Raw genomic sequence first — 26,356 nt, 5'->3', positions numbered from 1 at the left:
CAGATCGCCTCTGGGAATGACGGATCGTCCCCTGGGGACGAGGGATCGCCCCTGAGGACGATGGATCGCCTCTGAGGTAGGCGATCATGCAGCGGAAAGCAACGGCCTGAAGATCCCCGGGGGAGGCCGCAGGCATCTGTTTCGGCTTTTCATTTTCCGTGATGATTTTGACTTTCGTTTGCCAGGCGAGCCGTGTAAACAGCACATCCAACGCAATAATTGGAGCTGGCGGCGCATGGATGCCCGCGAAATGAAGATCAAGGCCGCCGCGGCCGCACTCGCCCATGTCGAAAGCGGGATGCGTCTCGGGATTGGCACCGGCAGCACGGCGGAAGAATTCGTTCGCCTGTTGGCCGAGAAGGTCGCTGGCGGCTTCAGGGTCGAAGGCGTTCCTACGTCTGAAAGAACGGCGCGGCTTTGCGTCGAACTCGGTGTGCCGCTGAAATCGCTGGACGAGCTGCCGGCACTCGATCTGACGATCGATGGCGCCGACGAACTCGATGCTGGGCTCCGGCTGATCAAGGGCGGCGGCGGTGCGCTGCTGCGCGAAAAGATCGTCGCGGCCGCCTCCGAACGAATGATCGTCATTGCAGACGAGAGCAAGCTGGTCGATATGCTCGGCGCCTTCGCGCTGCCGATCGAAGTCAATCCGTTCGGGCTCGTCTCGACACGGATCGCGATCGAGAAGGTCGCGGCCCGGCTCGGTCTTTCCGGTGAACTGGCTTTGCGCCAGTCCGGTGACGGAGAGTTTACCACGGATGGCGGTCATCACATTATCGATGCATCTTTTGGCCGCATTCCTGATGCAGAGGCGCTTTCGAGCGAGCTGAATTCCATACCCGGCGTCGTCGAACACGGGCTCTTTATCAATATGGCGGCACTTGCGATCATTGCCGGTCCTGCGGGTGTGCGAACACTGCAGACAAACAGATAACAGGAGCATACACTCATGATGAACATTGCAGGTCTTGGCCGTCTCGCCGCTGCGACCGTCGTTCTTTCCGGGCTTGCCTTCGGCTCCGCCGTCAAGGCGCAGGAGGTCTCCGAGGACCAGCTGAAGGCGTCTCGCGCCGCGATCGACGCCATCGGCGCCACTGCCCAGTTCGACAACATCCTGCCCGGTCTCGCCGAGCGCCTGAAGGCCGGCCTGATCCAGGATTCGCCAAACTACCAGGACATCATTTCGTCGACGGTCGACGCGCAGGCGCTAGCGCTGGCGCCGCGCCGCGGCGATCTCGAGAAGGAGGCGGCACTCACCTATGCCAAGACCTTCACCGCCGCGGAACTGAAGGCGATCGCCGACTTCTATAATTCCGACGTCGGCAAGAAGCTGCTGCGCGACGGCCCGGTCGCCTCTCGCGAGACGGCGAAGGCTGCCGACATCTGGGCGCAGGGCATTTCCCGCGACCTGGAAAAGCAGAGCAATACCGAGCTTTCCAAGGTCATCAAGGCGCCGCCGCCGGCAACCGAAAGCCCGGCTGCTCCGGCTGCCGCTCCCGCTCCCGCTCCGGCTACCCAGCAGTAAGGCCTCCACCATCAAATTGCGAAAGCCCGGCATCGTCCGGGCTTTTTTGTTATGATGCGGCAAATGCCGCCGGCGAGGCTTCAGGTGACTGCAGATATACCCGATCGTTACAACGCTGTCCGAGTGCGGATATCAGGCAAGGTCCAGGGTGTCGGCTTTCGCATGTGGACGCGCAATGAGGCGGTACGGCTCGGTTTGACGGGCTGGGTTCGCAATGAAAGGGACGGGGCCGTCGTCGCTTTGATCGCAGGACCCGATACCGCCATCTCGATAATGATCGAACGTTTCAGCCGCGGGCCTGCGGGGTCGTCGGTTGCGGGCGTCGAGACGGAAGCAGCCCAGCTTGAGAAAATGCCGACGGATTTCGAGATCACCCGCTGACAGCAGCAATCACTATGCATCGAACATGCGGGGAAGCTAGCTCTTCGCTTTTATGCATGTCGTTTCCTGGGACCGCTGCACACCTCCTGGTGACATGCATCAGGGGTTCGGGTTCTTTGCAAGTTGCCACACACCTTCCTCATCCGGTTCCACGCGCTTGTTGCCGCGATAGAAGATCGGCAGTCTCGTCTTCTTGTCGATCGAGAAGCGGCTCGGCGTATATTTTTCGTCCTCGTGACCCTCAGTCGCGAGGCCGAGCGCTTCCTTGAATTTGCCAGCCTTGCACAGATTGGCGAAGAGAGTTTGATCCATCTTTTGCTCCGGCATCGTTTTCTATCCCTGGATTGCCCTGCCAGCCTCAGGCGACCGGGTCAACCGTTTGCCGGGAAGATTCGGCGATGCGTACGGGATGATGCAGGAGCGGGCTTTTGTTTTCAGGGCGATCGCCCCTATATCAGCAACATCCTTCCTGCGATTCCCTTCCGGAGCTCCTCATGTCTTCCTACGACTACGACCTCTTCGTCATCGGCGGTGGTTCCGGAGGCGTGCGCGGTGCGCGTGTCGCCGCCTCGCTCGGCAAAAAGGTGGCGATCGCCGAAGAGTACCGCTATGGCGGCACCTGCGTCATCCGCGGTTGCGTGCCGAAGAAGCTTTTCGTCTATGCCTCGCAGTTCCACGAGCATTTCGAGGATGCGGCGGGTTTCGGCTGGACGGTCGGCGAAAGCAGCTTCGACTGGAAGAAGCTAGTAGCCGCCAAGGATGCCGAGATCGCCCGGCTGGAAGGCCTCTACAAGAAGGGGCTCGCAGGCGCCAATGCCGAGATCCTCGAAACGCGCGCCGAACTCGTCGATGCTCATACTGTGCGGCTCACGAAGACGGGTCAGACGGTGACGGCAAAGACGATCGTGATCGCCACCGGCGGACGGCCGAACCCGCATGCAGCCCTTCCCGGCCACGAATTATGCATTTCCTCCAACGAGGCTTTTCATCTCGAAGAGCTGCCGAAATCGATCGTGATATCAGGCGGTGGCTATATCGCCGTCGAGTTCGCCAATATCTTTCATGGCCTCGGCGTCGAGACGACGCTGATCTATCGCGGCGCCGAGATCCTGTCGCGCTTCGACGAGGATCTGCGGCGCGGGCTGCACGAGGCGATGGTCGCCAAGGGCATCCGCATCCTTTGCCACGACACGCTGCAAAAGGTTTCGAAGGGCGATGACTGCCTCGTTCTGGAAACGCTGAACAGCGGCACGCTGCAGGCCGGCGTTGTCATGCTGGCGCTCGGGCGCGATCCGAACACCGAAGGTCTCGGCCTCGAGGCTGCGGGCGTCGCCGTCGATGAGCGTGGCGCCATTATCGTCGACGATTATTCCCGCACCAATGTCGAAAACATTTATGCGCTCGGCGATGTCACCAATCGGGTACAGCTGACGCCGGCAGCGATCCACGAGGCGATGTGCTTCATCGAGACCGAATACAAGAACAATCCAACCCGGCCGGATTACGAGCTGATCCCGACCGCCGTCTTCTCGCAGCCGGAGATCGGCACCGTCGGGCTCTCGGAAGAGGAGGCGGGCAAGCGTTACTGCGAGCTCGAAGTCTACCGCGCCCAATTCCGGCCGCTGAAGGCGACGCTTTCCGGGCGGGCCGAGCGGATGATCATGAAGCTGATCGTCGATGCCGCGAGCGGCAAGGTGGTGGGCGCCCATATTCTCGGCCACGATGCCGGCGAGATGGCGCAGCTGCTCGGCATCACGCTGAAGGCCGGCTGCACCAAGGACGATTTCGACCGGACGATGGCGCTGCATCCGACAGCGGCCGAGGAGCTGGTCACCATGTATGCGCCAAGCTACCGGATCCGAGACGGCAAAAGAATCTAAGCAGCGGTATCCTCAGCTGGTGATGCGCGGCGCGCGTATGACCTTGAGGAAGAGCGCCTTCATCGCATCGGCGATACCGTCGGTCGGCGTCACCTCGAAATAGAGGCCGGGCGAGGCGCATGCCTGCATTTTCGTCGGGATTTCGCTCTGGAAGGGCTTGATCCACGTATTGTACCAGTTGTTTTTCGGCAGCGGCAGATAAGTGGTGTAGAGCACCGCGATCCTGATGCCCTTGTCCTTCAGCGGTTGGCAGAAAGAAGTATCGATCGGCTCCTGGCAGCGGTCGCCGGTCAGTTTCTTGGTGCAGCCTTTCGGTTTTGCACTGTCGCCGACGCCGTCCGAGACGAAGAACAGGATCTTTTGCGGGGTGGTAGCGGTGCCGCCGTCGCCGGGGGTGGTGATGATGGTTTTCATCTGTGTCAGCGCGCTGTCGAAGCTCGTCTGCTGGTCGTTGTTATAACCCTGATACGGGATGGTCATCAGATCGACGGCGTCGGTATAGCTGCGTACTTTATCGAGATCGTCCGTCGGGTCGGATATAGTGGTCAGATTGGCATCCTCAGCCTTGGTGCCGAAGGTATAGACGCCCATGCGGAACTGATTATCGGAAACACGCGTGGACTTCGCGGTCAGCGTCAGCTCCTTGGTCGCCTGGCGCACGACGTCGATGCGCATGCTGACGCCGAGCTTTTTGGCGAGATTGTAGTAGTTGTTGTTGTTCTGGGTTTCGTGGCAGGCGAAGGCGCAGGTATCGCTGGTGTTCTTTTCCATCGTCGCCACGTCGGTCGCGGTGGCGCCGACGCCCATCGAAGGAGTGTTGTCGAGCAGGATGTAGAAATCCATGAAGGAGGCGGTCTGATATTCGGCCGTCGCCGTGCCCGAGATTGTGATCGAATCCTTCCCCAGAACACGCATAAAGGTCGTCGGCACGGTCGCGCTGAAAGAGACTTGCGAGTTCAGTTTGTTGGCCGCTTTGGTGACGTCGATGCCGAGATCGACCTGAACGTCGGCCAGCTCCCCGGACATCTGAGACATGAAGATGCTGCGGGCATCGGTCTTGCCGAGCGAGATCGTGCCGTTGCCGCTCATCGTCATGGCGGCTGCGACTGCGCCGGATTTTTCGGCGATCGAGCCGACGGCGGCGGCATCGGCTGCCGCGTAAAGCTGCGTCCTCAGGCTGAGCGCGTGGCCGAAATCCACCGCCATGCCTGCCGTACCGAGGAGCGGCACCATCAGCAACGCCGTCATGATGCCGAAATTGCCCGAACGATCCGATATGAAGCTGAGCGGAAGGATCGCCATGCCATGTCCCCAATGTTGAAATCATCCGTGGTTCTACATTGGAAGTCTAAAATATCGGGAAATTGACATGGTATATGCCGGTTTAACGATGGAATCCGAGATTTCTGCCACCTATATGCGAGCTCTGCCCGATGGCGCCGGTACGGCATTCGAGCTTTGGGCGATTGGTCTTTGCAAGCCCGATCTAAAGGTCTATAAGCCGCCGCAATCAAAGATACGGGCATCCCAGGGATGGGTGTGAGTGAGGTGAGTGAGATGGCAGAGAACTGGACCCCGAGCAGTTGGCGGCAAAAACCGATCCTGCAGGTTCCCGATTATCCCGACGCAGCCGCTTTGGCTGCAACGGAAGCTCAGCTCGCCAGCTATCCGCCCCTCGTCTTCGCCGGCGAAGCGCGCCGTCTGAAGAAGCACCTTGCCAATGTCGCCGAAGGCAATGGCTTCCTGCTGCAGGGCGGCGACTGTGCCGAGAGCTTCGCCGAACACGGCGCCGACAATATCCGCGACTTTTTCCGCGCCTTCCTGCAGATGGCGGTCGTGCTGACTTTTGGCGCGCAGCTGCCGGTCGTTAAAGTCGGTCGCATCGCCGGCCAGTTCGCCAAGCCGCGTTCGTCGAATGTCGAGAAGCAGGGCGACGTGACGCTGCCGGCTTATCGCGGCGACATCATCAACGGCATCGAGTTCACCGAGGAGTCGCGCATTCCGAACCCGGAACGTCAGGCGATGGCCTACCGGCAGTCGGCCGCGACGCTGAACCTTCTGCGCGCCTTCGCGATGGGCGGTTACGCCAATCTCGAAAACGTGCACCAGTGGATGCTGGGCTTCGTCAAGGACAGCCCGCAAGGCGAGCGCTACCGCAAGCTGGCCGACCGCATCAGCGAAACCATGGATTTCATGAAGGCGATCGGCATCACCTCGGAAAACCAGCCGGCATTGCGGGAAACCGATTTCTTCACCAGCCATGAGGCGCTGCTGCTCGGCTACGAAGAGGCGTTGACCCGCGTCGATTCCACTTCGGGCGACTGGTATGCCACCTCAGGCCACATGATCTGGATCGGCGACCGCACGCGCCAGGTCGATCATGCGCATGTCGAATATTGCCGCGGCATCAAGAACCCGATCGGCCTGAAATGCGGCCCGTCGCTGCAGGCCGACGATCTGCTGCAGCTGATCGACATCTTGAACCCGGCCAACGAAGCCGGGCGCCTGACACTGATCTGCCGCTTCGGCCACGACAAGGTCGCAGAGAACCTGCCGCGCCTTATTCGTGCCGTCGAGCGTGAAGGCCGCAAGGTTGTCTGGTCCTGCGACCCGATGCACGGCAACACGATCACGCTCAACAACTACAAGACCCGTCCCTTCGAGCGGATCCTGTCGGAAGTCGAAAGCTTCTTCCAGATCCACCGCGCCGAAGGCACGCATCCAGGCGGCATCCATATCGAGATGACCGGCAAGGACGTGACGGAATGCACCGGCGGCGCCCGCGCCGTTACCGCCGACGACCTGCAGGATCGCTACCACACGCATTGCGACCCGCGCCTCAACTCCGACCAGGCGCTGGAGCTCGCCTTCCTGCTTGCCGAGCGCATGAAGGGCGGTCGCGACGAGAAGCGCATGGTCGTCAACGGCTGATAGCAGCCCCAGACGGATGCGGAAAAACCCGGCTTGATGCCGGGTTTTTTTGTCTCAGGATGGAGCAGGCGATCAGATGCTGGCCTGAACGCTATGCAAGTTGGCGTAGACGCCGTCTTTCGCCATGAGCGCGTCATGGGTGCCCTGTTCGACGATGCCGTCGGCCGTCAGCACCAGGATTCTGTCGGCATGGCGGACGGTCGAGAGACGATGGGCGATGACCAGGGTGGTTCGGCCATTTGCCAGGCTGAGCAACGCCTGCTGCACCGCCCGTTCGCTTTCGTTGTCGAGCGCGCTGGTTGCTTCGTCGAAGATCAGGATCTCCGGATTCTTGAGGAAGGCCCGGGCGATGGTGATGCGCTGACGCTGGCCGCCCGAGAGTTTGACGCCGCGCTGGCCGATATCGGTGTCATAACCCTGGGGCAGGGCCATGATGAAATCGTGCGCGTTGGCGGCGCGGGCGGCTGCCTCCAGCTCGGCATCGCCGGCGCCGGGCCTGCCATAGCGCAGGTTTTCCGCCACGGTGCCGGCAAAAAGATAGACGTCCTGCTGCACCACGCCCACATGGCGCCGCAGCGAGGCCAGCGTCACGTCGCGGATATCGGTGCCATCGATGCGGATCGCCCCGGCCTCAACATCGTAGAAGCGTGGTATCAGCGCACAAAGCGTGCTCTTGCCGACCCCGGAAGGACCGACCAGGGCAACGAACTCCCCGGGAGCGATGGTGAGCGACAGCCGCTCGAGCACGCGCGGGCCATCGGCCTCGTAGCCGAAGGCGACGTCGGAGAAACTGATCTCGCCCCTTGGCGCCGGCATCGGATGAGCGGCCGGCCGGTCGATGATATCGGGATCGATCTCCAGGATCTCCATGGCTCTGATGAAGCCGGTGTAGCCCTCCTGCCAGAGGCGCACGAAATTGGCCAGCCGCTGCACCGGATCGACCAGCACGGCAACGCAAAGCAGGAAGGTGAGCATATCCGGGACGGTCAGTTCCGCTGCCAGGATACGCAGGCCGCCGACGATGATCACCAATATGGTGACGAGCTGGGCGAAGGTTTCGGTGCCGACCGAAAACCACGCCTCGCTGCGGTAGCCGTCGGCGCGGCTTTCAAGGAAGCGTCGGTTCTGCTCGGCGAAACGCTCCCGTTCCAGCGCCTCGTTGGCGAAGGACTGGACGACACGGATGCCGGCCAGAGCATCCTCGACGCGCTCGTTAACCGCGGCGATCTGGTGCTTGCTGGCTTCGAGCGCGCGGTTCATGCGCCGGTTGAAATACAGCGCATAAACCAACGCCACAGGGGTGAGCAGCAGGATGAGGCCTGCCAATGGCGGATCGATGTAGAACAGCACCAGCATGGCGCCGCCAAATTTCAGCAGGGCGATGGAAAGATCCTCGGGACCGTGGTGAAAGAGTTCGCCCAGCCACAGGCTGTCATTGGTGATGCGGCTCATCAGCTGGCCGGTGCGCTGGCGGTCGTAGAAGCTGAACGAGAGTTTCTGGCAGTGCTCGAAGAGTTCCTGCCGGACCGTCGCCTCAATGCGAGCCCCCATCACATGGCCGCGATAATCGACGAAGAAGATCGCGGCGATCTGGACCGCCAGAACGGCCAGCATGACGCCGCCCATGCCGAGGATTTGAGCGAAGGCCTGCGGGGCATCGGGCAGAACCAGAAGCCGGCTGGTGACGACATTGGCGCAGAGCGGCAGGGCGAGCGCCGTGCCGGCGACGAGCATGGCGCACAACAGATCCGCCAGCAGCAAAGGCAGGTGCGGGCGATAGTAGGAAACGAATTTTCGCATGCGCGACCAGCGTCGGCCGCGGTCGGCGGGATCGTTCTGGAAAAATTTGGGGAAGCCGTTATGGCGTCGCGAGCTTTTCCTCGCGCGGGAGAACCGAATGTTCATGAGGCAGAATGTCCTTGTGGGCCATGTTTCCTTTCTGTTTGGACAGGGTCGTTCTCATGTCAGTCTCCCGGGGATTAAATGAAATTTGACCTTGAGTATCGCCGACAATAGCGGCCGATTCAATGCCGGGACGGGATGAGGTTGGCGGATGTTGTCGAGATGCAACAGCGGTAACGCGTCAGCCGAGAGCGCACAAGGCCAGGCGGCTTTCAAGATTCCTGATGGCTCATTCAGAAAACCGGATTTGACGCCGGACAAGATCGGCGGCAACGTCTCTTAGGAACAGGGGATGACCATGACTGAACGACATACAGGCGGCTGTCTTTGCGGCGCCGTGCGATTTTCAATTGCGGCGAAGCCCGGACCTGTTGTTGGCTGTCATTGCTCGCAATGCCGCCGGCAGACGGGGTTTTACTATGCGGCCGTCAACGTGCCGCGGGCGGCTCTTTCGGTGGAAGACACGGAAGCGGTCCGCTGGTACCGGTCGAGCGAACAAGCGCAGCGCGGGTTCTGTTCGACTTGCGGCTCCGCGCTGTTCTGGCAGGGCGACCAATCGCTGGAGATTTCGGTTTTGGCCGGGTCCTTCGACGAGCCGAGCGGCCTGGCCTTCGGCCATCACATTTATTGCGCCGACAAGGGCGATTTCTACGAGATATCGGATGGCCTGCCGCAATATGCGGTGAACCCTGTCTAAAGCGCGTCGCATCACATTTGATGCATGCGACGCACTTTAGCCCTTTGTTTTATGCATGTCGTTGTCCCGGAACCGCTGCACTTCCGGGCGACATGCATTAACCCTTAGCGGAAAGCTCGGCGGTGAGACGCGCCACGTCCTCGCGCAACGCCGTCAATTCGGTCAGCACGCGCATATCGATCTTCTGGTGCAGGGAGAGCACTTCGAGTTCGGCCTTGAGATTGACTTCGTAGTCTTTGGCGGCCTCGAAGCGGTCGCGCTCGGCCTGGCGGTTCTGCGACATCATGATGATCGGCGCCTGGATGGCGGCGAGCATCGACAGGATCAGGTTCAGGAAGACGAAGGGATAGGGGTCGAAGGCACCGCTCACCAGAATGATGGTGTTGATCACCGTCCAGGCGAGGAGGAAAACGAAGAAGGCGATGATGAACGACCAGGAACCGCCGATGCGGGCGATGCTGTCGGCGATGCGCTCGCCGAACGAGGCCTCGGCGGAAAGAGCGGCGTTGACATCGGTCGAGATGACCTTGCGCTCGTGCGCCTTCGCCAGCACGCGTTTTTCGATATCGCCGAGTTCGTCGGCCGGCTTGTCGAAATGATGGTGCATGAAGTTCGAAAGATTAGACATGGCCTGTTTCCGGTGCCCGTTATCGACGCTGTTGATTTGCGCGCCAGTATTCCGGTCCGCCGGCAAATTGCAATGCGTGTCTATGCCGCGAGGTCGCGGCGCGTCCGTTCACAAAAATTTCGTCACAGCAAGGTGCGGCTTTTGCTGCGGACATGTTGCGGTCCCGGAAGGTGCAGGCTAAATAAATGACATGACACAGGAAAACGCTCTTTCTGATATCTTCCGCATCGCCATCGGTCAGCTCAATCCGACAGTCGGCGATGTCGCCGGCAATCTCGCCAAGGCACGCGAAGCGCGCGCCGATGCGGCTCGGGAAGGCGCGCATCTGCTCGTCCTGACCGAACTTTTCATTTCCGGTTATCCGCCTGAAGATCTGGTATTGAAGCCGGCCTTCATTCGCGCCTGCTGGAAAGCGGTGGAGAGCCTAGCTGCCGATACCGCCGATGGCGGGCCGGGTGTCGTCATCGGTTTTCCCCGGCAGGACGAAACGGGGCGCTATAATTCCGTCGCCGTGCTCGACGGCGGCAAGGTGATTGCGGTGCGCGACAAGATCGATCTGCCAAACTATGGCGAATTCGACGAGAAGCGTGTCTTCGACCAGGGCTCCATGCCGGGTCCGGTGAATTTCCGCGGCGTGCGCATCGGCATTCCGATCTGCGAAGACATCTGGGGCGATCTTGGCGTCTGTGAGACGTTGGCCGAAAGCGGGGCCGAGATTCTACTGTCGCCGAACGGCTCGCCCTATTATCGCGGCAAGGTCGATATCCGCCATCAGGTGGTGCTGAAGCAGGTGATCGAGACCGGTCTGCCGCTGGTCTATGCCGCACAACTCGGCGGCCAGGACGAACTGGTCTTCGACGGCGCCAGCTTCGCTTTCAATGCCGACAAATCGCTCGCCTTCCAGATGAGCCAGTTCGAGACGGCGCTGGCGGTGACGACGTGGAAGCGCGGTGGGTCTGGCTGGCACTGCGCCGAAGGACCGATGGCCCATATTCCCGAAGGCGAGGAAGCCGACTACCGCGCCTGCCTGCTCGGCTTTCGCGACTACGTCAACAAGAACGGCTTCAAGACGGTGGTGCTCGGCCTTTCCGGCGGCATCGACTCGGCGATCTGCACGGCAATCGCCGTCGATGCGCTGGGCGAGGAGCGGGTGCGCACCGTCATGCTGCCCTACCGCTACACATCGGAAGATTCTTTGAAGGATGCGGCCGATTGCGCCAAGGCGCTCGGCTGCCGCTACGACATCGTGCCGATCGAGCAACCGGTGACGGGCTTCAGCAGCGCGCTGTCTGATCTCTTCGCGGGAACGAACAGTGGTATCACCGAGGAAAACCTGCAGAGCCGGGCGCGCGGCGTCATCCTGATGGCGATCTCCAACAAGTTCGGCTCAATGGTGGTGACGACGGGCAACAAGTCGGAAATGTCGGTCGGTTACGCCACGCTCTACGGCGACATGAACGGCGGCTTCAATCCGATCAAGGACCTCTACAAGATGCAGGTCTATGCGTTGGCCCGCTGGCGCAACGAGAATGTGCCGCCGGGTGCGCTGGGGCCGTCAGGCGAGGTGATCCCGAAAAATATCATCGACAAGGCGCCCTCGGCCGAACTGCGTCCCGACCAGAAGGACCAGGATTCGCTGCCGCCTTATCCCGCCCTCGACGATATTCTCGAATGCCTGGTGGAGAAGGAGATGGCGGTCGAGGAGATCGTCGCGCGCGGCCATGACGTGGCGACCGTCCATCGCATCGAGCACCTGCTCTATCTCGCCGAATATAAGCGCCGGCAATCGGCGCCGGGCGTGAAGATCACCAAGAAGAATTTCGGACGCGACCGGCGGTATCCCATCACCAACCGGTTCCGGGATCGCTAGCGCGATCGAGATCGCTGGCGCAGTTGTTATAGAAATGCGGGGGAGGAAGCATGCGCAGCTCGGTCGAGATCTATAATGTCAGGACGGGCAGGGCTCGCGAAGTCTGGCAGACGGACAGACTGGTGGAGGCTCCGAACTTCTCGCCTGACGGTTCCTACCTGCTGCTGAACGGCGACGGGCGGCTCTACCGGCTGCCGCTCGGTCGCGGTGAAGTCACCAAGCTCGATACCGGCTTTGCCGTCAACTGCAACAATGATCACGGCATCTCGCCCGACGGCACTGAGATCGTCATTTCCGACAAGACCGAATTCGGCAAGTCGACGATCTATGTCCTGCCGATCGGGGGCGGCGCGCCGCGGCTCGTCACCCAGAACGCGCCGTCCTACTGGCACGGCTGGTCGCCTGATGGCCGCGAACTCGCCTATTGCGGCATCCGCGACGACCTCTTCGACATCTATACGATCTCGGTCGAAGGCGGCGCCGAGACGCGACTGACGCATGGCGAGGGCCGCAATGACGGACCGGATTATTCCGCCGACGGGCAATGGATCTACTTCAACTCCAGCCGCACCGGGCTGATGCAGATCTGGCGCATCCATCCCGACGGCACCGGGCTGGAGCAGGTGACCTCGGACAATCAGGGCAACTGGTTCGCCCATCCGTCGCCTAAGAATGACAAGGTGTTGATCCTGTCCTACGACCCCTCGGTATTCGATCACCCACGGGATCTCGACGTGCGGCTGCGGTTGATGGACATGGATGGCGGCAATCTGAAGACGCTGTTCGAGCTCTTCGGCGGGCAGGGCACGATCAACGTGCCCTGCTGGTCTCCTGATGGCGAAGAGTTCGCCTATGTGCGTTATGTTCCGGAAGCTTAAACAGCGGCCTTGCGCCGGACGCGGGCGGATTGCGCCAGGTCTTCCAGCGTCGTCACCGACATATCCCAGTCGATGCAGCCATCGGTGATGGACTGGCCGTAGACCAGCGGCTTGCCGGGAACGAGATCCTGGCGGCCGGCGACGAGGTTGCTCTCGATCATCATGCCCTTGATGTGGCGGTTTCCGGCGGCGATCTGCGCGGCCACGGATCTGACGACGCGCGGCTGGTTCATCGGATCCTTGCCGCTATTGGCATGGCTGGCGTCGATGAGGATGCGCGGGGTCAGGCCGAGCTTGACGGCCTCGGCCGTGACCGCTTCGACATCGGTCGCTTCGTAGTTCGGCTGTTTGCCGCCGCGCAGAATGATGTGGCAGTCCTCATTGCCGGTCGTCGAGGCGATGCCAGCCTGTCCGTCCTTGGTGACGGCAGGGAAGTGATGCGGCTGCGAAGCGGCAAGGATGGCGTCGAGCGCCACACGTGCGCCGCCGTCGGTGCCGTTCTTGAAACCGATCGGACAGGAAAGGCCGGAGGCAAGCTGCCGGTGGATCTGGCTTTCGGTCGTGCGCGCGCCGATCGCGCCCCAGCTGACTAGGTCGGCAATGTATTGCGGCGTGATCGTGTCGAGGAATTCGACGCCGGCGGGAAGCCCTGTCGCATTGATATCGAGCAACAGTCGTCTGGCGATCCTCAGCCCTTCCTCGATGCGGTAGCTGCCGTCGAGATGCGGGTCGTTGATCAGGCCCTTCCAGCCGACGGTGGTGCGGGGTTTTTCGAAATAGACGCGCATGACGATCTCGAGATCGCCGGTGAAGCGCCGTCGCTGCTCCTCCAGCCGCGCGGCATATTCCCGGGCGGCAATGGGGTCGTGGATCGAGCAGGGGCCGATCACGACAATCAGGCGATCGTCGTCGCCATGTAGAATCTTATGGATCGCATCACGATTGCTGGTCACGGTTGCCGTGACGGCGGCATTGCGGTGGATTTCGGCGATGATATCGGCGGGTTTGGTCAGTGGGGTGATCTCGAGGATTCGCAGATCATCAATGGTATCAGACACGGCAAGGCTCCTGTTTGGTCATACCGTGCGGAACAAAAAAAGCCGCCAGGTAGACTAGCGGCTGTTCGGGTTGTCGTTGCGTCGATTTCAGTTACGCATGGACCCGCGTCCGCTGGGAGCAGCGGTACCAATAAAATCGCGAGGCGTAGATCGAAGTGGTCGACATAAGGCGTATGTAGCGTCGCGGCCGTGCGTTGTCACGCAGAATTTGCGGCGCAAAAGCCGGGCGCTCAGCTGTGGCACAATTGCCGCTGCAGGAGGCTTAAACAATCGCCCAACAGCGCATGCTGCTGGGCGATGTTGGGTCTGGATTACGGTGACAAATTAAATGCAGATCCCGAGATCATAGGGCGTCAACGTTCACGCCGACGGTGATGGCGCCGATCGGCGTTCCCTTGTCGTCGGAAATCGTGACGCTTGCCTGCGACTGCAGTGCCTGGGTCGATTCGTCCTTTTCGATATCGTCGACGAAAACAGCGTCCTTGCCGGCTCCGAAGGACTTCTGGAACTTGCCCTCGTCACCCTGCCAGTAATCCGACGTGGGATCGCTTTGACCGACATTCAGCCCCTTTGCATCCATGACGAAGACCTCGGCAATCTTGCCGTTTGAAGCAGCCTTCTTCTCCTGAAGGAATTTTGACAGCGCATTGCCGAGCACGCCGTCGATCATCGAATGGTCTGAGCCATCGACCTCGGCGCGCCACTTCTTGTCGAGGGCGTCGATATCGCCCTGGCCCAAACTGGCGTTTGCGGCGTTCTGCGCCTTGATAGCCTCGATGACGACCGGATCGTTCAGCCAGGGCTTTACGTCACTCGTCACGTAGTCGGAGATCGGGGCGAGCTTCGCATCCAGCGCCATGGATACGCCGGTCGACGCTGCAATTGCGGTGCAGGCCAAAAGAAATGCGGAGACGACTTTCTTCATAACTGTTCCCTTCCTGATTATGGGATGCTTTGGAATAAAAGCGCATTGAACGAAGGTGAGGTCAGAACTCTTCCCAGGCACCGGGAGCAGCGGCGACGGCGGCATTTCCTGCGTGCCGCTGCACAAAGGCCCTGGGCTCGGGGGCCCTGAGCTCGGGGGCCCTGGGCTCGGGGCGAGATTGACGAATGCTCGGCTGAGCGGTTTTGGGCGGGCTGGCGGCAGAGGTGCCAACAGTGAACCTGCCGGCTGAGTCCTGCAGAAGGCGTCCCTGGGTCAGCAGCTCCTGGCAGGCCGCGTTGGTTTCCTCGACCATCGCCGCGTTCTGCTGTGTCGCCTGATCCATCTGGTTGATCGCGCCGTTGATTTCCTGCAGACCCGTCGCCTGTTCGCGATAGGACTGAACGATGGAAGCGATACTGTCGCTGATGCGGTTGATCTGCTCCTCGATCTTCAACAGGGCATCGCCGGTTTCATTCACCAGCCCGACGCCTGCTGCAACCTCCTGACCGGAGACATTGATGAGGTTCTTGATTTCCTTTGCCGCATTGGCAGACCGTTGGGCGAGTTCCCGCACTTCCTGCGCCACGACCGCAAACCCTTTGCCGGCTTCGCCGGCGCGCGCCGCCTCGACGCCGGCATTCAGCGCCAGCAGGTTCGTCTGGAAGGCGATTTCATCGATGACGCCGATGATCCGGCCGATCTGGCTCGACGAGGTCTGAATCCGGTCCATCGCTCCGATCGCGTCACGAACCACGGTCGCTGAGACATGAGCGCTGCGCTTTGTCTCCTCGACAAGCTTCCCGGCATTTTCGGCCCGTTGCGACGATGCTCTGACCGTGGTGGTCACCTCATCCAGTGCGGCGGCGGTCTGTTCCAAGGCTGCGGCCTGTTGCTCGGTTCGCTTGGCGAGCTGATCGGCGGAGAAGGCTATTTCGCTTGACCCACCTTCAACCGCAACGGAAGCGGTCTTGATCTCGGTCAGTGCTGCCGCGACCGCTTCGACCATGCGGTTGAAATCCTGCCGCAGTTTATCGAATTCGGGGCCGAGATCGGCCAGGTGTATCGAGAAGTCACCGGCGGCAAGCTTTTCCAATTCATTGGCGAGCGCGGTCATGACCAGCCGCTGAGCGTTGTTGGCCTCTTCCGTCAACGATGCGTTGCGTGCCCGTTCGGCATCGAACGAGGCGCTCTGCTCGGCAGCGGCTTGCTCTCTCTCGACCTTGACAATTGCCTCGTTACGGAAGACTTCCAAGGCACGTGCCAGGAAACCGATCTCATCGCCATTTTCCCTGTAGGTGACGGGAGAGGCCAGATCGCCTTTCTGCAAGGCGCTGATCCGTTCGCTGATGATCCGGATCGGCCGGCCGACGAGGCTGCGCATAGCGAGAAGGAAAGCGACAACGGCCATGGCGGTGATCATGAACTGCGTCAGCAGCGAAATCAGAACCTTCTGCCTGACTTCGGCAGCGATTTTTTCGACAGACCAGTTCGTAACGACATAACCGGTCGCCTTGCCCGATTTATCCAACGGAAGCGGCGCGATGATCGTCACAACGCCGGCAGATATTCCGCTGTCGTCGATCGTGGTTTTCTCAGGCTTCGCGCTCAGGCTCTTTGCCAGATCGGCCGGTGCGGGCAAGCCGCTGATGCCGTCGCGTGTCCAGGTATCGACGGCTGAGGGTTCGGCGTTGAAGGCGGCAAACTGCACAAGATCGAGTGATGGATCGTCGCGGTAAAGCGAATAGGCCTCACGCACGGCGTTGGCCTTGCCCCATTTCACGCCGCCCGCGGCCAGAGACGCAAACTGCTCCGCATCCTTGGACCAGTTCGCCTTGGCGCCATCGATCAAGGCTTTGGTTTCGTACATCCAGGTGTAGGTGGCGAAGGCGGAAATGCCGCAAAGATTGACGGCAACGATAATCGCCGCCAGCTTGGCTGTCAGAGGCATCGTTTTCAAAAACTGGAACATTCCGCGGGGCCTGGAATTGCGGCTCGGTCGGCGATGTTCCCGACCAGCGTATCAAAACGGGCATCGCCGCTGACGGTCACATCACAAGCACTCATGCCCATGTCTGATAGCAACCCAAAACGCGCAAACGGAGTGTGTCTTTGATGTGTGAATAAATCATAAAGTGGAAAGGATGCCGGAGCACAAGCATCCGCCGTTGCGACCGCCGGGGATTTGGCTTGCTCAGCTGTTTTCCGCGATCGCCTCTTCGGGCTCGGGCTCGGGCTGGCGGCGTTTGCGGCGGCGCGTCGTCAGTTCGGCGCCGGCATCGCGCGGCAGGCGCAGGAAGGTGATGCAGGCCAGCGCCGAAATCGCCGAGACGCTGAAAAAGGCGATGTGGAAATCCGATACCAGCAGCCTGCCGCCGTGGAAGCTGCTCGAAATTTCGAGGATGCCTCCGGCAATCGCCACACCCATGGCCATGGAGATCCGCTGGGCAACGGCGTTGATTGCGGTTGCCTGGCCGCTGTCGGCGTCGTCGACATCGCCGAAGGCCATGGCGTTGACGCCCGAGAAGGCCATCGAGCGGAACAGGCCGCCGATCAGCAGACAGGCCATGATCAAATACAGCGGCGTTTCGACGGTAAAGAGGCCGTTGATGCCGAGGAAGATCGCCGCCAGCAAGGTGGTGATCGATATCACGGTGCGGAAGCCGAAGGCATTGAAGGTGCGTGAAGCGGCGAATTTCGAGCCCATGGAGCCGAGCGCGCTGACGAAAGTGACCGAGCCTGATTGCAGCGGCGTCAGGCCGAAGCCGAGCTGCAGCATCAGCGGCATCAGGAAAGGCAGAGCGCCGAGCCCCATGCGGAAATTCGAGGCGCCGAGGATCGCTGCTCGGAACATCGGGTAGCGGAACATCTTCGGATCGAGAAGCGGATAGGGCGCGCGGCGGGCATGGAGGAGATAGAGGAGGCCGGCAAGAATGCCAATGGCCACCGTGACATACCCGTAGATCACGGGCACGGCAGGCAGGCTGATCACCGACAGGCCGAAGACGAAGCCGGAAAAGCCGATGCCGCAGAGGAAGAAGCCCGGAAAATCCATCGGCCGCGGGCTGCGCCGCCCGACCGCCGGCAGGAAACGCGTGACGAGGATGATGCCGAGCACGCCGATCGGCACGTTGATCCAGAAGATCCAGTGCCAGCTGAGATAGGTGGTGAGGAAACCGCCGATCGGCGGGCCCATCATCGGGCCGATCAGCGCGGGAATGGTCAGCCAGGCCATGGCATCGACGAGTTCGTGGCGCGGCGTTCCCCTGACCAGCAGCAGGCGGCTGACCGGCGTCATCATCGAGCCGCCGGCGCCCTGGATCAGCCGCGCGACGACGAAGGCCGCGATCGAGTTTGAAAAGGCGCAGGCGACCGAGCCGATCATGAAAACGAAGATCGCCAAACGGAAGATGTTACGCGCGCCGAACCGATCCGACATCCAGCCGCTGATCGGGATGAAGATCGCCAGCGCCACGAGATAGCTGGTGACGGCGAGCTTCAGCGCAATCGGCGAGGTGCCGATATCGGCCGCGATAGCCGGCAGGCTGGTGGCTATGACGGTCGAATCCATCTGTTCCATGAACAGGGCGACCGCAAGGATCATCGGGGTGAGGCGGGGCACGGGCAACCGGGATGCTGGTGTGGATTGTTCAGCCATACGCCTTCGCCAGCGGCTAGGATATAGAAACAATCGACGCTGCGGCCTGCCGAGCCGCTTCAAACCGACGCGGGTGATCAAATCAGATGAGTGTCCGTTTCTTGCTGTTTAGGAGAGGGTTGAGGTCGGATCGAGACTTGGTCATCTCCCTCTTCTCCCCGGCGGGGAGAAGGTGGCCCGCAGGGTCGGATGAGCGACTATCTGGGCTGTCAAGTTGCATGTTCGAATTCTCTTCGCGCATCTCGTGCTTTTGCATTGAGAATGACCAGGAGTTTTCGGGCGAGCGCGATGCGGATGACCATTTTCGGTTTGCCCTGGCTTTGCAACCTTTGCTGGAATGCCGCCAGATGCGGATTGTGTCGGGCTGCGATGGCGCCAACCAGGAACAGAATGGCGCGTGGTCCGGAGCGCCCGCCGCGCACCGGCCGATGTCCGCTGCGTTTGCCGCTGTCGTTGGCAATCGGCGCAAGGCCGGCCAGCTTGGCGATCGCCTTGTTGGAGATCCGGCCGATCTCAGGCAATTCGGCCATCAGCCGGGCAACGGTACGGTTGGCCACGCCCTTGATCGAGCGAAAGGCCTGGTTGAGGCAGGCCCAGAGCGGATCGTCATCGATCATCGAGGCAATCTCGCCTTCGAGGGTGCGGCTCTGGCGCACCAGAAGCGCGATCACCTCGTTGAGGCTTGCCACGCTCTGATGATCGCGGGCCGCACTGCGGCGCTGCCTCTGGACGGTCAGGTCACTCGTGACCTGGGACAGCCGCGCCATCAGCGCCGACAGCCGCATCTGCGCGGCTTTCGGCGGCGGCAGGGCAGCCAGCCGCTTGGTTTCGGCATAATGGGCGATCATCGCCGCATCGATGCGGTCGGTCTTTTCCAGAAAGCCCATGGCTTCGGCAAACCGGCGCACATGGCGCGGATTAGCCAAGGCGCAGGCGATCCCCATCTCCCACAACAACAGGAAGGCCGTCCGCTCGTAACCGCCGGAAGCCTCCATGACGACGAGCTCGACATTCTCGGCCCGGCAAAGATCGGCCAGCGCGCCGATGCCGGTGGCGTCATTGCTGAAACGCTCAAACGTCCCGGACGGGCGGATAGACGCATCCAGCCAGTCCTTCGAAACATCCACTCCACATATAACTCTGTTCACGGTAACCTGCCTTGTGCGTGCGATTGGAACCAAGCGACTATTCGGTCGTACGTGACGATGACGAAGATCCCAGGCTCATCCACGGTTGTAACCAGAGGGGGAACGGGCGACTTCGTCACGCCTCTGGCCGGGTGGCCACCCGGCCAGAGGCTCAATCGCTTCCATCGCACAAAATCTCTAACGTGCAGATACAAGGGGGTGAGCGGCGAAGTCGCGAATGCGGTGAGCGCGAGCGAAGGGCAATGAATGGTGTGCCGTGCGGCCCCCTCATCCGACCCTTCGGGCCACCTTCTCCCCGCTGGGGAGAAGGGGACTCCCGGCTTGCAGCAGCACTGCTTTCCTGAAATAGATGCGCCGTCAGGTGCCCGCCGGCCAGGCGGGAGAATCGGGAATCCGGTGCAAGACCGGAACGTGCCCAACGCTGTAAGGCTGACGTCTGCCGCTAATCATGCCACTGGCTTTGCCGGGAAGGCTGCGGCAGACGGATGACGCCAAGTCAGAAGACCGGCCTGGCAAGATAGACCCAACCCGCGCGGACGGCGGGCGGTTGCGTTGTTGGGGATTTGACGATGCGACCCTTTGATGAGGATGCCCTTTCTGCGGCGTCCGGTTTTTCCTTGGCCGAACGCGAGGCCGTCTATCATGCGATCTTGACGCGGCGCGACGTTCGCAGCCAGTTCCTGCCTGACCCCTTGCCGGACGACGTCGTGGAACGGCTGCTGACGGCCGCTCATCACGCACCCTCCGTCGGCTTCATGCAGCCGTGGAATTTCATTCTGGTGAAAAGTCCAACGGTGCGCGCGCGCGTCCGCGATGCCTTTGCCAAGGCGAACGAAGAGGCGGCATTGATGTTTGAGGGCGAACGGCAGCAGGCCTACCGCTCCCTCAAGCTCGAAGGCATCGCAGAGGCGCCGCTCGGCATCTGCGTGACCTGCGATCCCACGCGCAGCGGCAGCGTGGTGCTGGGGAGGACGCACAATCCGCGGATGGATAGCTATTCCACCGTCTGCGCCATCCAGAATCTCTGGCTTGCGGCGCGCGCCGAAGGGATCGGTATCGGCTGGGTTAGCATCTTTCACGAAGGCGACCTGAAAACGATTCTCGGCATACCCGAGCATATCGAGGTGGTCGCCTGGCTCTGCGCCGGTTTTGTCGATCGGCTCTATGATCAGCCGGAACTCTCCGTCAAAGGTTGGCGGCAGCGGCTGCCGCTCGAGGAACTCGTCTTCCACGACGGCTGGGGGCGGACCGAGCCGTAGCCAATTACTGCTGCTGCTGGGGTTGGGGGCCAGGTGCGGCAGGATTGGCGAGATCGATCGAGCCCTGGTCACCGGCAAGGAACTGCGGGCCGACCTGGCGGACCTTGTTCTGCGTTGGGTCGTACGGACGCTCCGGCACGGATGGCTGCGGCGCGGCAGCCGCACCATCCTTCACCGGCGGATTGGTGTGGATGGTGGTGATCGAGCCTTGTTGCGGCGGCTGGCTTACCGCCTGCTTGCCGCGCATCTCGTCATAATAGGCGGTGAGATTGCAGGCGCAGGAGGTCTTTTCGCCGGGCGTGCGGTTCTTGTAGGCAAAAGCGTTTTTCATGGCGCTGTAGGGTGTGCCGGTCGCGACCGAGATCATGTTCGAGGCTTCGGTGCTCGTCACCTCGCGATAGAACAGTTGGGTTTCGATCCCCGGGCACATCTTGGCGCAGGTCTGGGCATCGCGGCCGAAATCGACCGAAGTGGCGTTCGAGCTGATCGGGAAGAAACCGCCATCGCAGCTGCGCACGCACATGGTGCTGACCGGCGACAGCATCTCGGCTCGCGGCAGGCCGTAGCGCGGGTCGGCCTCCTCACCACCGCCGAGCGGTATGAAGGTATCGGAGCGCATCGCCTGTTCCTCGACGCTCGGGGCAGGGTCGTTGGCGCTGCGCTCGTCAGGCGCATAGAAATTCTCGCTGTTGCAGCCATTGCTATCGAGCGCAGACATCAGCTCCCGCCGGGCGCCGTCATCGGCGCCGTTCCGGCCGGTCAGCTCGTTGCGGCGATCCTGGAGGTAACCGATATTGTCGATCATTCGGGCTTCGGAGTCCGAGAGCTCGGCGCAATAATCGGCATTCTGGCCGCCGATCACCACCATGCTGCCCGAGGTGCAGCCGTAACTGCGCAGGTCGTTGCGAACCTTGCGCAGCTCGAGGTTCTGCTCGGCCATGGCGCTGGAATATTGGCGGGCTTCCGGACCGTTGCCATTGCCGATCGATCGCGGCAGGTCGGCGAGACGGCCGCGCAGGTCCTCACAGACGGCACTAGTCTGCGCGGCGGCGGGCGCTGAGAAAGCGAGGAGGACGGCGAGAGACAGGTTTCGGCGTTTCACGGCGTCGTCCCGGAATGAGCAAACGGTCGGTGGGTCGAATGCGACGTCAACGGCCGCGCGTTTTCCCTTAACGGATTTCTCTTAATAAGCTCAGAGAAAATCCTACCGTATTTTCGTAATCTTATCCAGCAATCGCCTGGGACTCGGTTAAAATGACAGGCATTCCCGACGAGATCCGACCCTCAGCACCGACATCAGGCGTAGCGGAAACCCAACACGGCCTTCACGTCTTCGCGGACGGTTGTTTTGAGCCCGGTTCCGGGCATGGAGGCTGGTCGTTTGTCGCTTATCGCGATGCGGTGGAAATCGCGGCGGACTTAGGTGGCGTTGGAGATTCCAGCAATAATTCGATGGAATTGACCGCCGTTCTCAGGGCGGCCATGTGGATCAACAGCCAAACAACCGGCGAAGCTGCGACCATCTGGTCCGATTCCGTCTATGCCGTCAAAGGCTGTAACAGCCGGCGACATATCTGGAAGAACAATGGCTGGAAGAAAAGCAGCCCGAATGGACATGGCCGACGGCGAACGATCGATAATGCGGAACTCTGGAAAGCGATCGATCTTCAATTATCCCGGAACGCCCTGGTGACCATTGCCTGGTGCAAGGGTCATTCAGGGATTATCGGCAACGAACGCGCGGATGCGCTCGCGGGCAGAGGACGCCTGTCGATAGAGGGTGGTTGACAGGGCGTCGGGCCGGTCTCAAGCGCCTGTCGTTTGCTTGCCGGCAACCGGCTTAAGCCGGTTGCGATGCTTCGACGACGGCCAGCGCCGCCATGTTGACGACGCCGCGGGAGGTGACCGAGGGGGCAAGGATGTGGGCAGGCAGGGCGGTGCCGAGCAGGATCGGCCCGACATGCAGACCATCGGTCATCGACTTCACCACGCCAAGCGTGATGTTGGCGGCGTCGAGGTTCGGGAAGACCAGAAGGTTTGCCTCATCGTGCAGGGTCGTATCCGGCATGACGCGCTTGCGCAGCGCTTCGGTGATGGCGCTTTCGCCGTGCATCTCGCCGTCGACCTCGAGATCTGGGGCGGCCTCGCGCACAAGCTGCAGGGCGTTGCGCATCTTTGTGGCACTTTCGGATTCGCGCGAGCCGAAGTTGGAATGCGAAACGAGGGCAGCGCGCGGCGTGATGCCGAAACGGCGGATTTCCTCGGCCGCCAGCACCGTTGCCTCGGCGATTTCTTCGGCGTTCGGATTGAAGGTGACGTAGGTATCGGTGAAGAAGGTGGCGCCGCGCTGTGAGATCATCAGGCTGAGGGCCGAGAAATCACGAACATCCTTGCGCTTGCCGATGATCTGGCGGACGTCGCGCAGGTGCTTCTCGTAGCGGCCTTCCAGACCGCAGATCAGCGCATCGGCCTCGCCGCGCCTCAGCGCCAGTGCGCCGATGACGGTGGTGTTGGTGCGCACGATGGTGCGGGCGGCTTCGGGAATGACGCCGCGGCGGCCGACCAGCGAGAAATAGAGATCGACATATTCGCGGAAGCGCGGATCGTCTTCCGGATTGATGACCTCGAAATCCTGCAGCGGGCGGATACGCAGACCGTAGCGCTTCAGGCGGGTCTCGATGACCTGCGGGCGGCCGATCAGGATCGGTTCGGCGAGGCCTTCCTCGAGCAGCACCTGGGCGGCGCGCAACACGCGCTCGTCTTCGCCTTCGGAGAAGATGACACGCTTGCGTTCTGCTGCCTTGGCCGCGGTGAAGATCGGCTTCATGACGAAACCGGAGCGGAAGACGAAGCGGTTCAGCTGATCGAGATAGGCGTCGAAATCCTGGATCGGGCGGCGCGCCACGCCGCTCTGTTCGGCGGCCTTGGCAACCGCAGGGGCGATGCGCAGGATGAGGCGCGGATCGAAGGGCGAGGGGATCAGGTAGTCGGGGCCGAAGACGGGCGTTTCGCCGGAATAGGCGCGGGCAGCGACATCCGACGGCTCTTCGCGGGCAAGGGCGGCGATGGCACGCACGGCCGCCATCTTCATTTCCTCGTTGATCGTCTCGGCGCCGCAATCGAGCGCGCCGCGGAAGATATAGGGGAAGCAGAGGACGTTGTTGACCTGGTTGGCGAAATCCGAGCGGCCGGTGCAGATCATCGCATCGGGGCGGGCGGCACGGGCAAGATCCGGCATGATTTCCGGCGTCGGATTGGCGAGCGCCATGATCAGCGGCTTATCGGCCATCTGCGCCAGCAGCTCGGGCTTCAGTACGCCGGCGGCCGACAGACCGAGGAAGACGTCGGCGCCGCCGATATTTTCGGCGAGCGTACGCGTCTCGCTCCTCTGGGCGTAGACGGATTTCCATTCGTCCATCAGCTCGATGCGGCCCTCATAGACGAGGCCTTCGAGATCGTGGACCCAGATGTTTTCGCGCTTGGCGCCGAGGATCACCAGCAGGTTCAGGCAGGCAAGGGCGGCTGCACCGGCGCCGGAGGCGACGATCTTGACGTTTTCGATCGCCTTGCCGGCGAGTTCCAGCCCGTTGAGGATCGCGGCGGCGACGATGATTGCCGTGCCGTGCTGATCGTCGTGGAAGACCGGGATCTTCATCTTTTCGCGCAGGCGCCGCTCGACCTCGAAACATCCCGGCGCCTTGATGTCTTCGAGATTGATGCCGCCGAAGGTCGGCTCCAGCGAGGCGATAGTCGAGACCATCTGCTCGACGCCTGCGGCGTCGATTTCGATATCGAAGACATCGATGCCGGCGAATTTCTTGAAGAGCACGGCCTTGCCCTCCATCACCGGCTTCGAGGCCAGCGGGCCGATATTGCCGAGGCCAAGCACTGCCGTGCCGTTGGAAATGACGGCGACGAGATTGGCGCGCGAGGTATATTCGGCCGCCATTTCGGGATTGTCGCGGATGGCAAGGCAGGGGGCTGCGACGCCGGGCGAATAGGCAAGTGCCAGGTCGCGCTGGTTGCCGAGCGGCTTGGTTGCCTGGATCTCCAGTTTGCCGGGGCGGGGATAGCGGTGGAAGAACAGCGCCTGCTCGTCGAGATCGCCGCCTGTCAGGTTCTTTTCCGTCTTGGATTTTTCCTGGTGATCCATTGCCGCCTCCGTGCACGTCTTTTGTGCTCCCTGCATACATCAATCGGTTAGCGGCGACAGTATGGAAATAGGGATGGGAGAAGTTTTCGTGAGACGGGCGGGCGGAGGGGCATCTCCAATTGACAGCTGGACACTGCGCGATCGCTGCCTCATCCTTTGGTGATGCTGCCCATCCTCGAAATCCTCCCGAATGAGCCAACCGCCGAAGAGCGGAACGAAGTGCTCAAATTGCTATTGGACTTCAACGCTCCGCACACGACTCACCTGATCGAGCAGCCCGATCTCGGGATAGTCCTGAGAGATCCCGACACTTTCGACATCATCGGGGGTCTCTATGCCGTGGAGGAGTACAATTGGCTTTTTATCAAATACCTGGTTGTTCCAGCTGCGCGCAGAGGCGAAGGTTTTGGTACCAAGCTGATGGAGGAGGCAGAGCGCATAGCCCGCGAGCGCGCTTGTTTGGGTATCTTTCTCGACACCTTCGATTTTCAAGCGAAACCCTTCTATCTCAAACTGGGCTTCGAGCAGTTCGGCGAACTTGAAGGCGACGCCCAAACGCCGCGCCGTTTCTTCCTGAGAAAGCTATTTTCCAGCGTGCGCTGATATTTGCGCGAAGCAGCAGGTTACTGCTGCTGAAGGGCGAGCCTGGCACCCAAGGCCATGTAAACCGTGCCGACGACCTTTCCCTGCCACCGCCCAACCCGACGGTTGCTCTGCAGCCAGCCGCCAATAGAACCGGCCGCGATCGCCAGAAGCGACGTTACGCAGATGCTGAGCCCGACGAAAATGATTCCGAGCAGGGCGAATTGTGCGATGGCGGACCCGCTTTCCGGATGGATGAACTGCGGCAGGAAAGCCAAGAAGAACAAAGCCGTCTTGGGATTCAGGATCTCGGTAAAGAGTCCCTGACGAAAGGCGCGCATGGGGCTGATCGCTTGTGCCTTGGGCATGTCGAGGCTTTGCGCCTTCTCGAAGAAGGCCCGGAATCCGAGATAAATCAGGTAAGCGACGCCGGCATATTTGACGATTTCAAACGCCAGGGCTGACGTGGCAAGCAATGCCGACAGGCCGAAGGTTGCCATCGTCGTATGGACAAGATCACCCGCAGCAATGCCGAGGCCCGTTGCCATTCCGGCGCGTTTGCCGCCGCTGATGGCTCTGGCCAGGGTGAGGAGTGTGGCCGGCCCCGGAATGATCATCAGACCCAGCACCACCAGGACATAGGTTGTCAAAACACCGAAACTGACCATCGATCTTCTCCAGGTTGGCGATCCTGTCTATCGCAATGGCAAATCAAAGCAACGAATTTGCATCCCGCCATTTACGAGGTTGCAAAGTAGGAACTTGCGCGGCGATCGCAACGGGCTACCACGCAAGGATCGCCGTCCGTCGGCGCCGGTACAAATTTTAAAAGTAATCTCAACGAGATACGCTTCGTTCTACCACGTCTATATTAGCTAATCCTT

The 26,356-nt window shown here is 61.3% G+C and carries 24 protein-coding genes and 1 riboswitch; of the genes, 12 read left to right on the top strand and 12 right to left on the bottom strand.

The window, feature by feature from the left end; all coding sequences use genetic code 11:
- Positions 1-235: 235 nt before the first annotated feature.
- From rpiA to J3O30_RS12760, 3 genes are all read left to right on the top strand, one after another.
- Entirely contained in the window at positions 236-934 is a 699-nt protein-coding gene (gene rpiA, locus J3O30_RS12770) for a ribose-5-phosphate isomerase RpiA (RefSeq protein WP_164015129.1), read from the top strand.
- A 15-nt stretch (positions 935-949) separates the two neighbouring features.
- On the top strand, positions 950-1,525 hold the full coding sequence (locus tag J3O30_RS12765) for a DUF2059 domain-containing protein (protein ID WP_207580699.1): 576 nt from the start codon (positions 950-952) through the stop codon (positions 1,523-1,525).
- 63 nt (positions 1,526-1,588) lie between these two features.
- Entirely contained in the window at positions 1,589-1,906 is a 318-nt protein-coding gene (locus J3O30_RS12760) for an acylphosphatase (protein WP_207580698.1), read from the top strand.
- Positions 1,907-2,005: 99 nt separating this feature from the next.
- On the opposite strand, the gene J3O30_RS12755 is transcribed toward J3O30_RS12760, so the two are convergent.
- Positions 2,006-2,218 carry a hypothetical protein gene (locus J3O30_RS12755; protein WP_246762667.1) on the bottom strand — a complete coding sequence of 71 codons (213 nt, stop codon included), beginning with the start codon at positions 2,216-2,218 and terminating at the stop codon, positions 2,006-2,008.
- Between the two features lie 182 nt (positions 2,219-2,400).
- Between J3O30_RS12755 and gor the strand changes: the two genes are divergently transcribed.
- Positions 2,401-3,786: a glutathione-disulfide reductase gene (gene gor, locus J3O30_RS12750; protein WP_207580696.1), complete on the top strand. Its 1,386-nt coding sequence runs from the start codon at positions 2,401-2,403 to the stop codon at positions 3,784-3,786.
- 12 nt (positions 3,787-3,798) lie between these two features.
- On the opposite strand, the gene J3O30_RS12745 is transcribed toward gor, so the two are convergent.
- A complete protein-coding gene (locus tag J3O30_RS12745) occupies positions 3,799-5,088 on the bottom strand; it encodes a vWA domain-containing protein (protein ID WP_207580695.1) in 1,290 nt (429 codons plus the stop codon).
- 67 nt (positions 5,089-5,155) lie between these two features.
- On the opposite strand from J3O30_RS12745, the gene J3O30_RS12740 reads away from it, so the two are divergent.
- Both J3O30_RS12740 and J3O30_RS12735 read left to right on the top strand, forming a co-directional pair.
- On the top strand, positions 5,156-5,329 hold the full coding sequence (locus J3O30_RS12740) for a hypothetical protein (RefSeq protein WP_246762666.1): 174 nt from the start codon (positions 5,156-5,158) through the stop codon (positions 5,327-5,329).
- A gap of 14 nt (positions 5,330-5,343) precedes the next feature.
- Positions 5,344-6,717, top strand: coding sequence for a 3-deoxy-7-phosphoheptulonate synthase class II (locus J3O30_RS12735; RefSeq protein WP_207580694.1), 1,374 nt, complete (start codon positions 5,344-5,346; stop codon positions 6,715-6,717).
- 72 nt (positions 6,718-6,789) lie between these two features.
- Here the strand turns inward: J3O30_RS12735 and J3O30_RS12730 are convergent, their stop codons facing one another.
- On the bottom strand, positions 6,790-8,622 hold the full coding sequence (locus J3O30_RS12730; protein WP_207580693.1) for an ABC transporter ATP-binding protein: 1,833 nt from the start codon (positions 8,620-8,622) through the stop codon (positions 6,790-6,792).
- 295 nt (positions 8,623-8,917) lie between these two features.
- Here J3O30_RS12730 and J3O30_RS12725 point away from each other — a divergent pair, with 295 nt between their 5' ends.
- On the top strand, positions 8,918-9,316 hold the full coding sequence (locus J3O30_RS12725) for a GFA family protein (protein WP_207580692.1): 399 nt from the start codon (positions 8,918-8,920) through the stop codon (positions 9,314-9,316).
- A gap of 97 nt (positions 9,317-9,413) precedes the next feature.
- Here J3O30_RS12725 and J3O30_RS12720 read toward each other — a convergent pair whose 3' ends face one another.
- Positions 9,414-9,944 (bottom strand): DUF1003 domain-containing protein, encoded by a 531-nt coding sequence (locus tag J3O30_RS12720; RefSeq protein ID WP_207580691.1) that lies wholly within the window; start codon positions 9,942-9,944, stop codon positions 9,414-9,416.
- A 190-nt stretch (positions 9,945-10,134) separates the two neighbouring features.
- Here J3O30_RS12720 and J3O30_RS12715 point away from each other — a divergent pair, with 190 nt between their 5' ends.
- Positions 10,135-11,814, top strand: a complete 1,680-nt coding sequence (locus tag J3O30_RS12715) for an NAD+ synthase (protein WP_207580690.1) — start codon at positions 10,135-10,137, stop codon at positions 11,812-11,814.
- 50 nt (positions 11,815-11,864) lie between these two features.
- Positions 11,865-12,692, top strand: coding sequence for a PD40 domain-containing protein (locus J3O30_RS12710; RefSeq protein WP_207580689.1), 828 nt, complete (start codon positions 11,865-11,867; stop codon positions 12,690-12,692).
- On the opposite strand, the gene J3O30_RS12705 is transcribed toward J3O30_RS12710, so the two are convergent.
- The 5 genes from J3O30_RS12705 to J3O30_RS12685 form a co-directional block, all read right to left on the bottom strand.
- Entirely contained in the window at positions 12,689-13,750 is a 1,062-nt protein-coding gene (locus tag J3O30_RS12705; RefSeq protein WP_207580688.1) for a 3-deoxy-7-phosphoheptulonate synthase, read from the bottom strand. The two genes, J3O30_RS12710 and J3O30_RS12705, sit on opposite strands and share 4 nt — an antisense overlap.
- 343 nt (positions 13,751-14,093) lie before the next feature.
- Complete coding sequence (locus J3O30_RS12700) at positions 14,094-14,675, bottom strand: hypothetical protein (RefSeq protein WP_207580687.1); 582 nt, start codon at positions 14,673-14,675, stop codon at positions 14,094-14,096.
- 61 nt (positions 14,676-14,736) lie between these two features.
- Positions 14,737-16,644 carry a HAMP domain-containing methyl-accepting chemotaxis protein gene (locus J3O30_RS12695; RefSeq protein ID WP_207580686.1) on the bottom strand — a complete coding sequence of 636 codons (1,908 nt, stop codon included), beginning with the start codon at positions 16,642-16,644 and terminating at the stop codon, positions 14,737-14,739.
- 222 nt (positions 16,645-16,866) lie between these two features.
- On the bottom strand, positions 16,867-18,330 hold the full coding sequence (locus tag J3O30_RS12690; protein ID WP_207580685.1) for an MFS transporter: 1,464 nt from the start codon (positions 18,328-18,330) through the stop codon (positions 16,867-16,869).
- Between the two features lie 209 nt (positions 18,331-18,539).
- Positions 18,540-19,478, bottom strand: coding sequence for an IS110 family transposase (locus J3O30_RS12685; protein WP_207580684.1), 939 nt, complete (start codon positions 19,476-19,478; stop codon positions 18,540-18,542).
- A 342-nt stretch (positions 19,479-19,820) separates the two neighbouring features.
- Positions 19,821-20,006, top strand: a riboswitch (cobalamin riboswitch).
- 41 nt (positions 20,007-20,047) lie between these two features.
- Between J3O30_RS12685 and bluB the strand changes: the two genes are divergently transcribed.
- On the top strand, positions 20,048-20,737 hold the full coding sequence (gene bluB, locus J3O30_RS12680) for a 5,6-dimethylbenzimidazole synthase (protein WP_207580683.1): 690 nt from the start codon (positions 20,048-20,050) through the stop codon (positions 20,735-20,737).
- 4 nt (positions 20,738-20,741) lie between these two features.
- Here bluB and J3O30_RS12675 read toward each other — a convergent pair whose 3' ends face one another.
- On the bottom strand, positions 20,742-21,839 hold the full coding sequence (locus J3O30_RS12675) for a DUF2865 domain-containing protein (RefSeq protein ID WP_207580682.1): 1,098 nt from the start codon (positions 21,837-21,839) through the stop codon (positions 20,742-20,744).
- 152 nt (positions 21,840-21,991) lie between these two features.
- On the opposite strand from J3O30_RS12675, the gene J3O30_RS12670 reads away from it, so the two are divergent.
- Positions 21,992-22,525 (top strand): ribonuclease H, encoded by a 534-nt coding sequence (locus J3O30_RS12670; protein WP_207580681.1) that lies wholly within the window; start codon positions 21,992-21,994, stop codon positions 22,523-22,525.
- 52 nt (positions 22,526-22,577) lie between these two features.
- Here the strand turns inward: J3O30_RS12670 and J3O30_RS12665 are convergent, their stop codons facing one another.
- A complete protein-coding gene (locus J3O30_RS12665) occupies positions 22,578-24,890 on the bottom strand; it encodes an NADP-dependent malic enzyme (protein WP_207580680.1) in 2,313 nt (770 codons plus the stop codon).
- Between the two features lie 162 nt (positions 24,891-25,052).
- Here J3O30_RS12665 and J3O30_RS12660 point away from each other — a divergent pair, with 162 nt between their 5' ends.
- Positions 25,053-25,493 (top strand): GNAT family N-acetyltransferase, encoded by a 441-nt coding sequence (locus tag J3O30_RS12660; protein ID WP_207584319.1) that lies wholly within the window; start codon positions 25,053-25,055, stop codon positions 25,491-25,493.
- 20 nt (positions 25,494-25,513) lie between these two features.
- Here the strand turns inward: J3O30_RS12660 and J3O30_RS12655 are convergent, their stop codons facing one another.
- The gene (locus J3O30_RS12655; RefSeq protein ID WP_207580679.1) at positions 25,514-26,140 is read right to left on the bottom strand and encodes a LysE family translocator; all 627 of its coding nucleotides are present in this window, start codon (positions 26,138-26,140) and stop codon (positions 25,514-25,516) included.
- Positions 26,141-26,356 lie beyond the last annotated feature (216 nt).

This window comes from Rhizobium sp. NZLR1 (assembly GCF_017357385.1).
GTDB lineage: Bacteria > Pseudomonadota > Alphaproteobacteria > Rhizobiales > Rhizobiaceae > Rhizobium.
The sequence above is the reverse complement of the archived record's forward strand: the minus strand, read 5'-3'. Positions and strand labels throughout refer to the sequence as shown.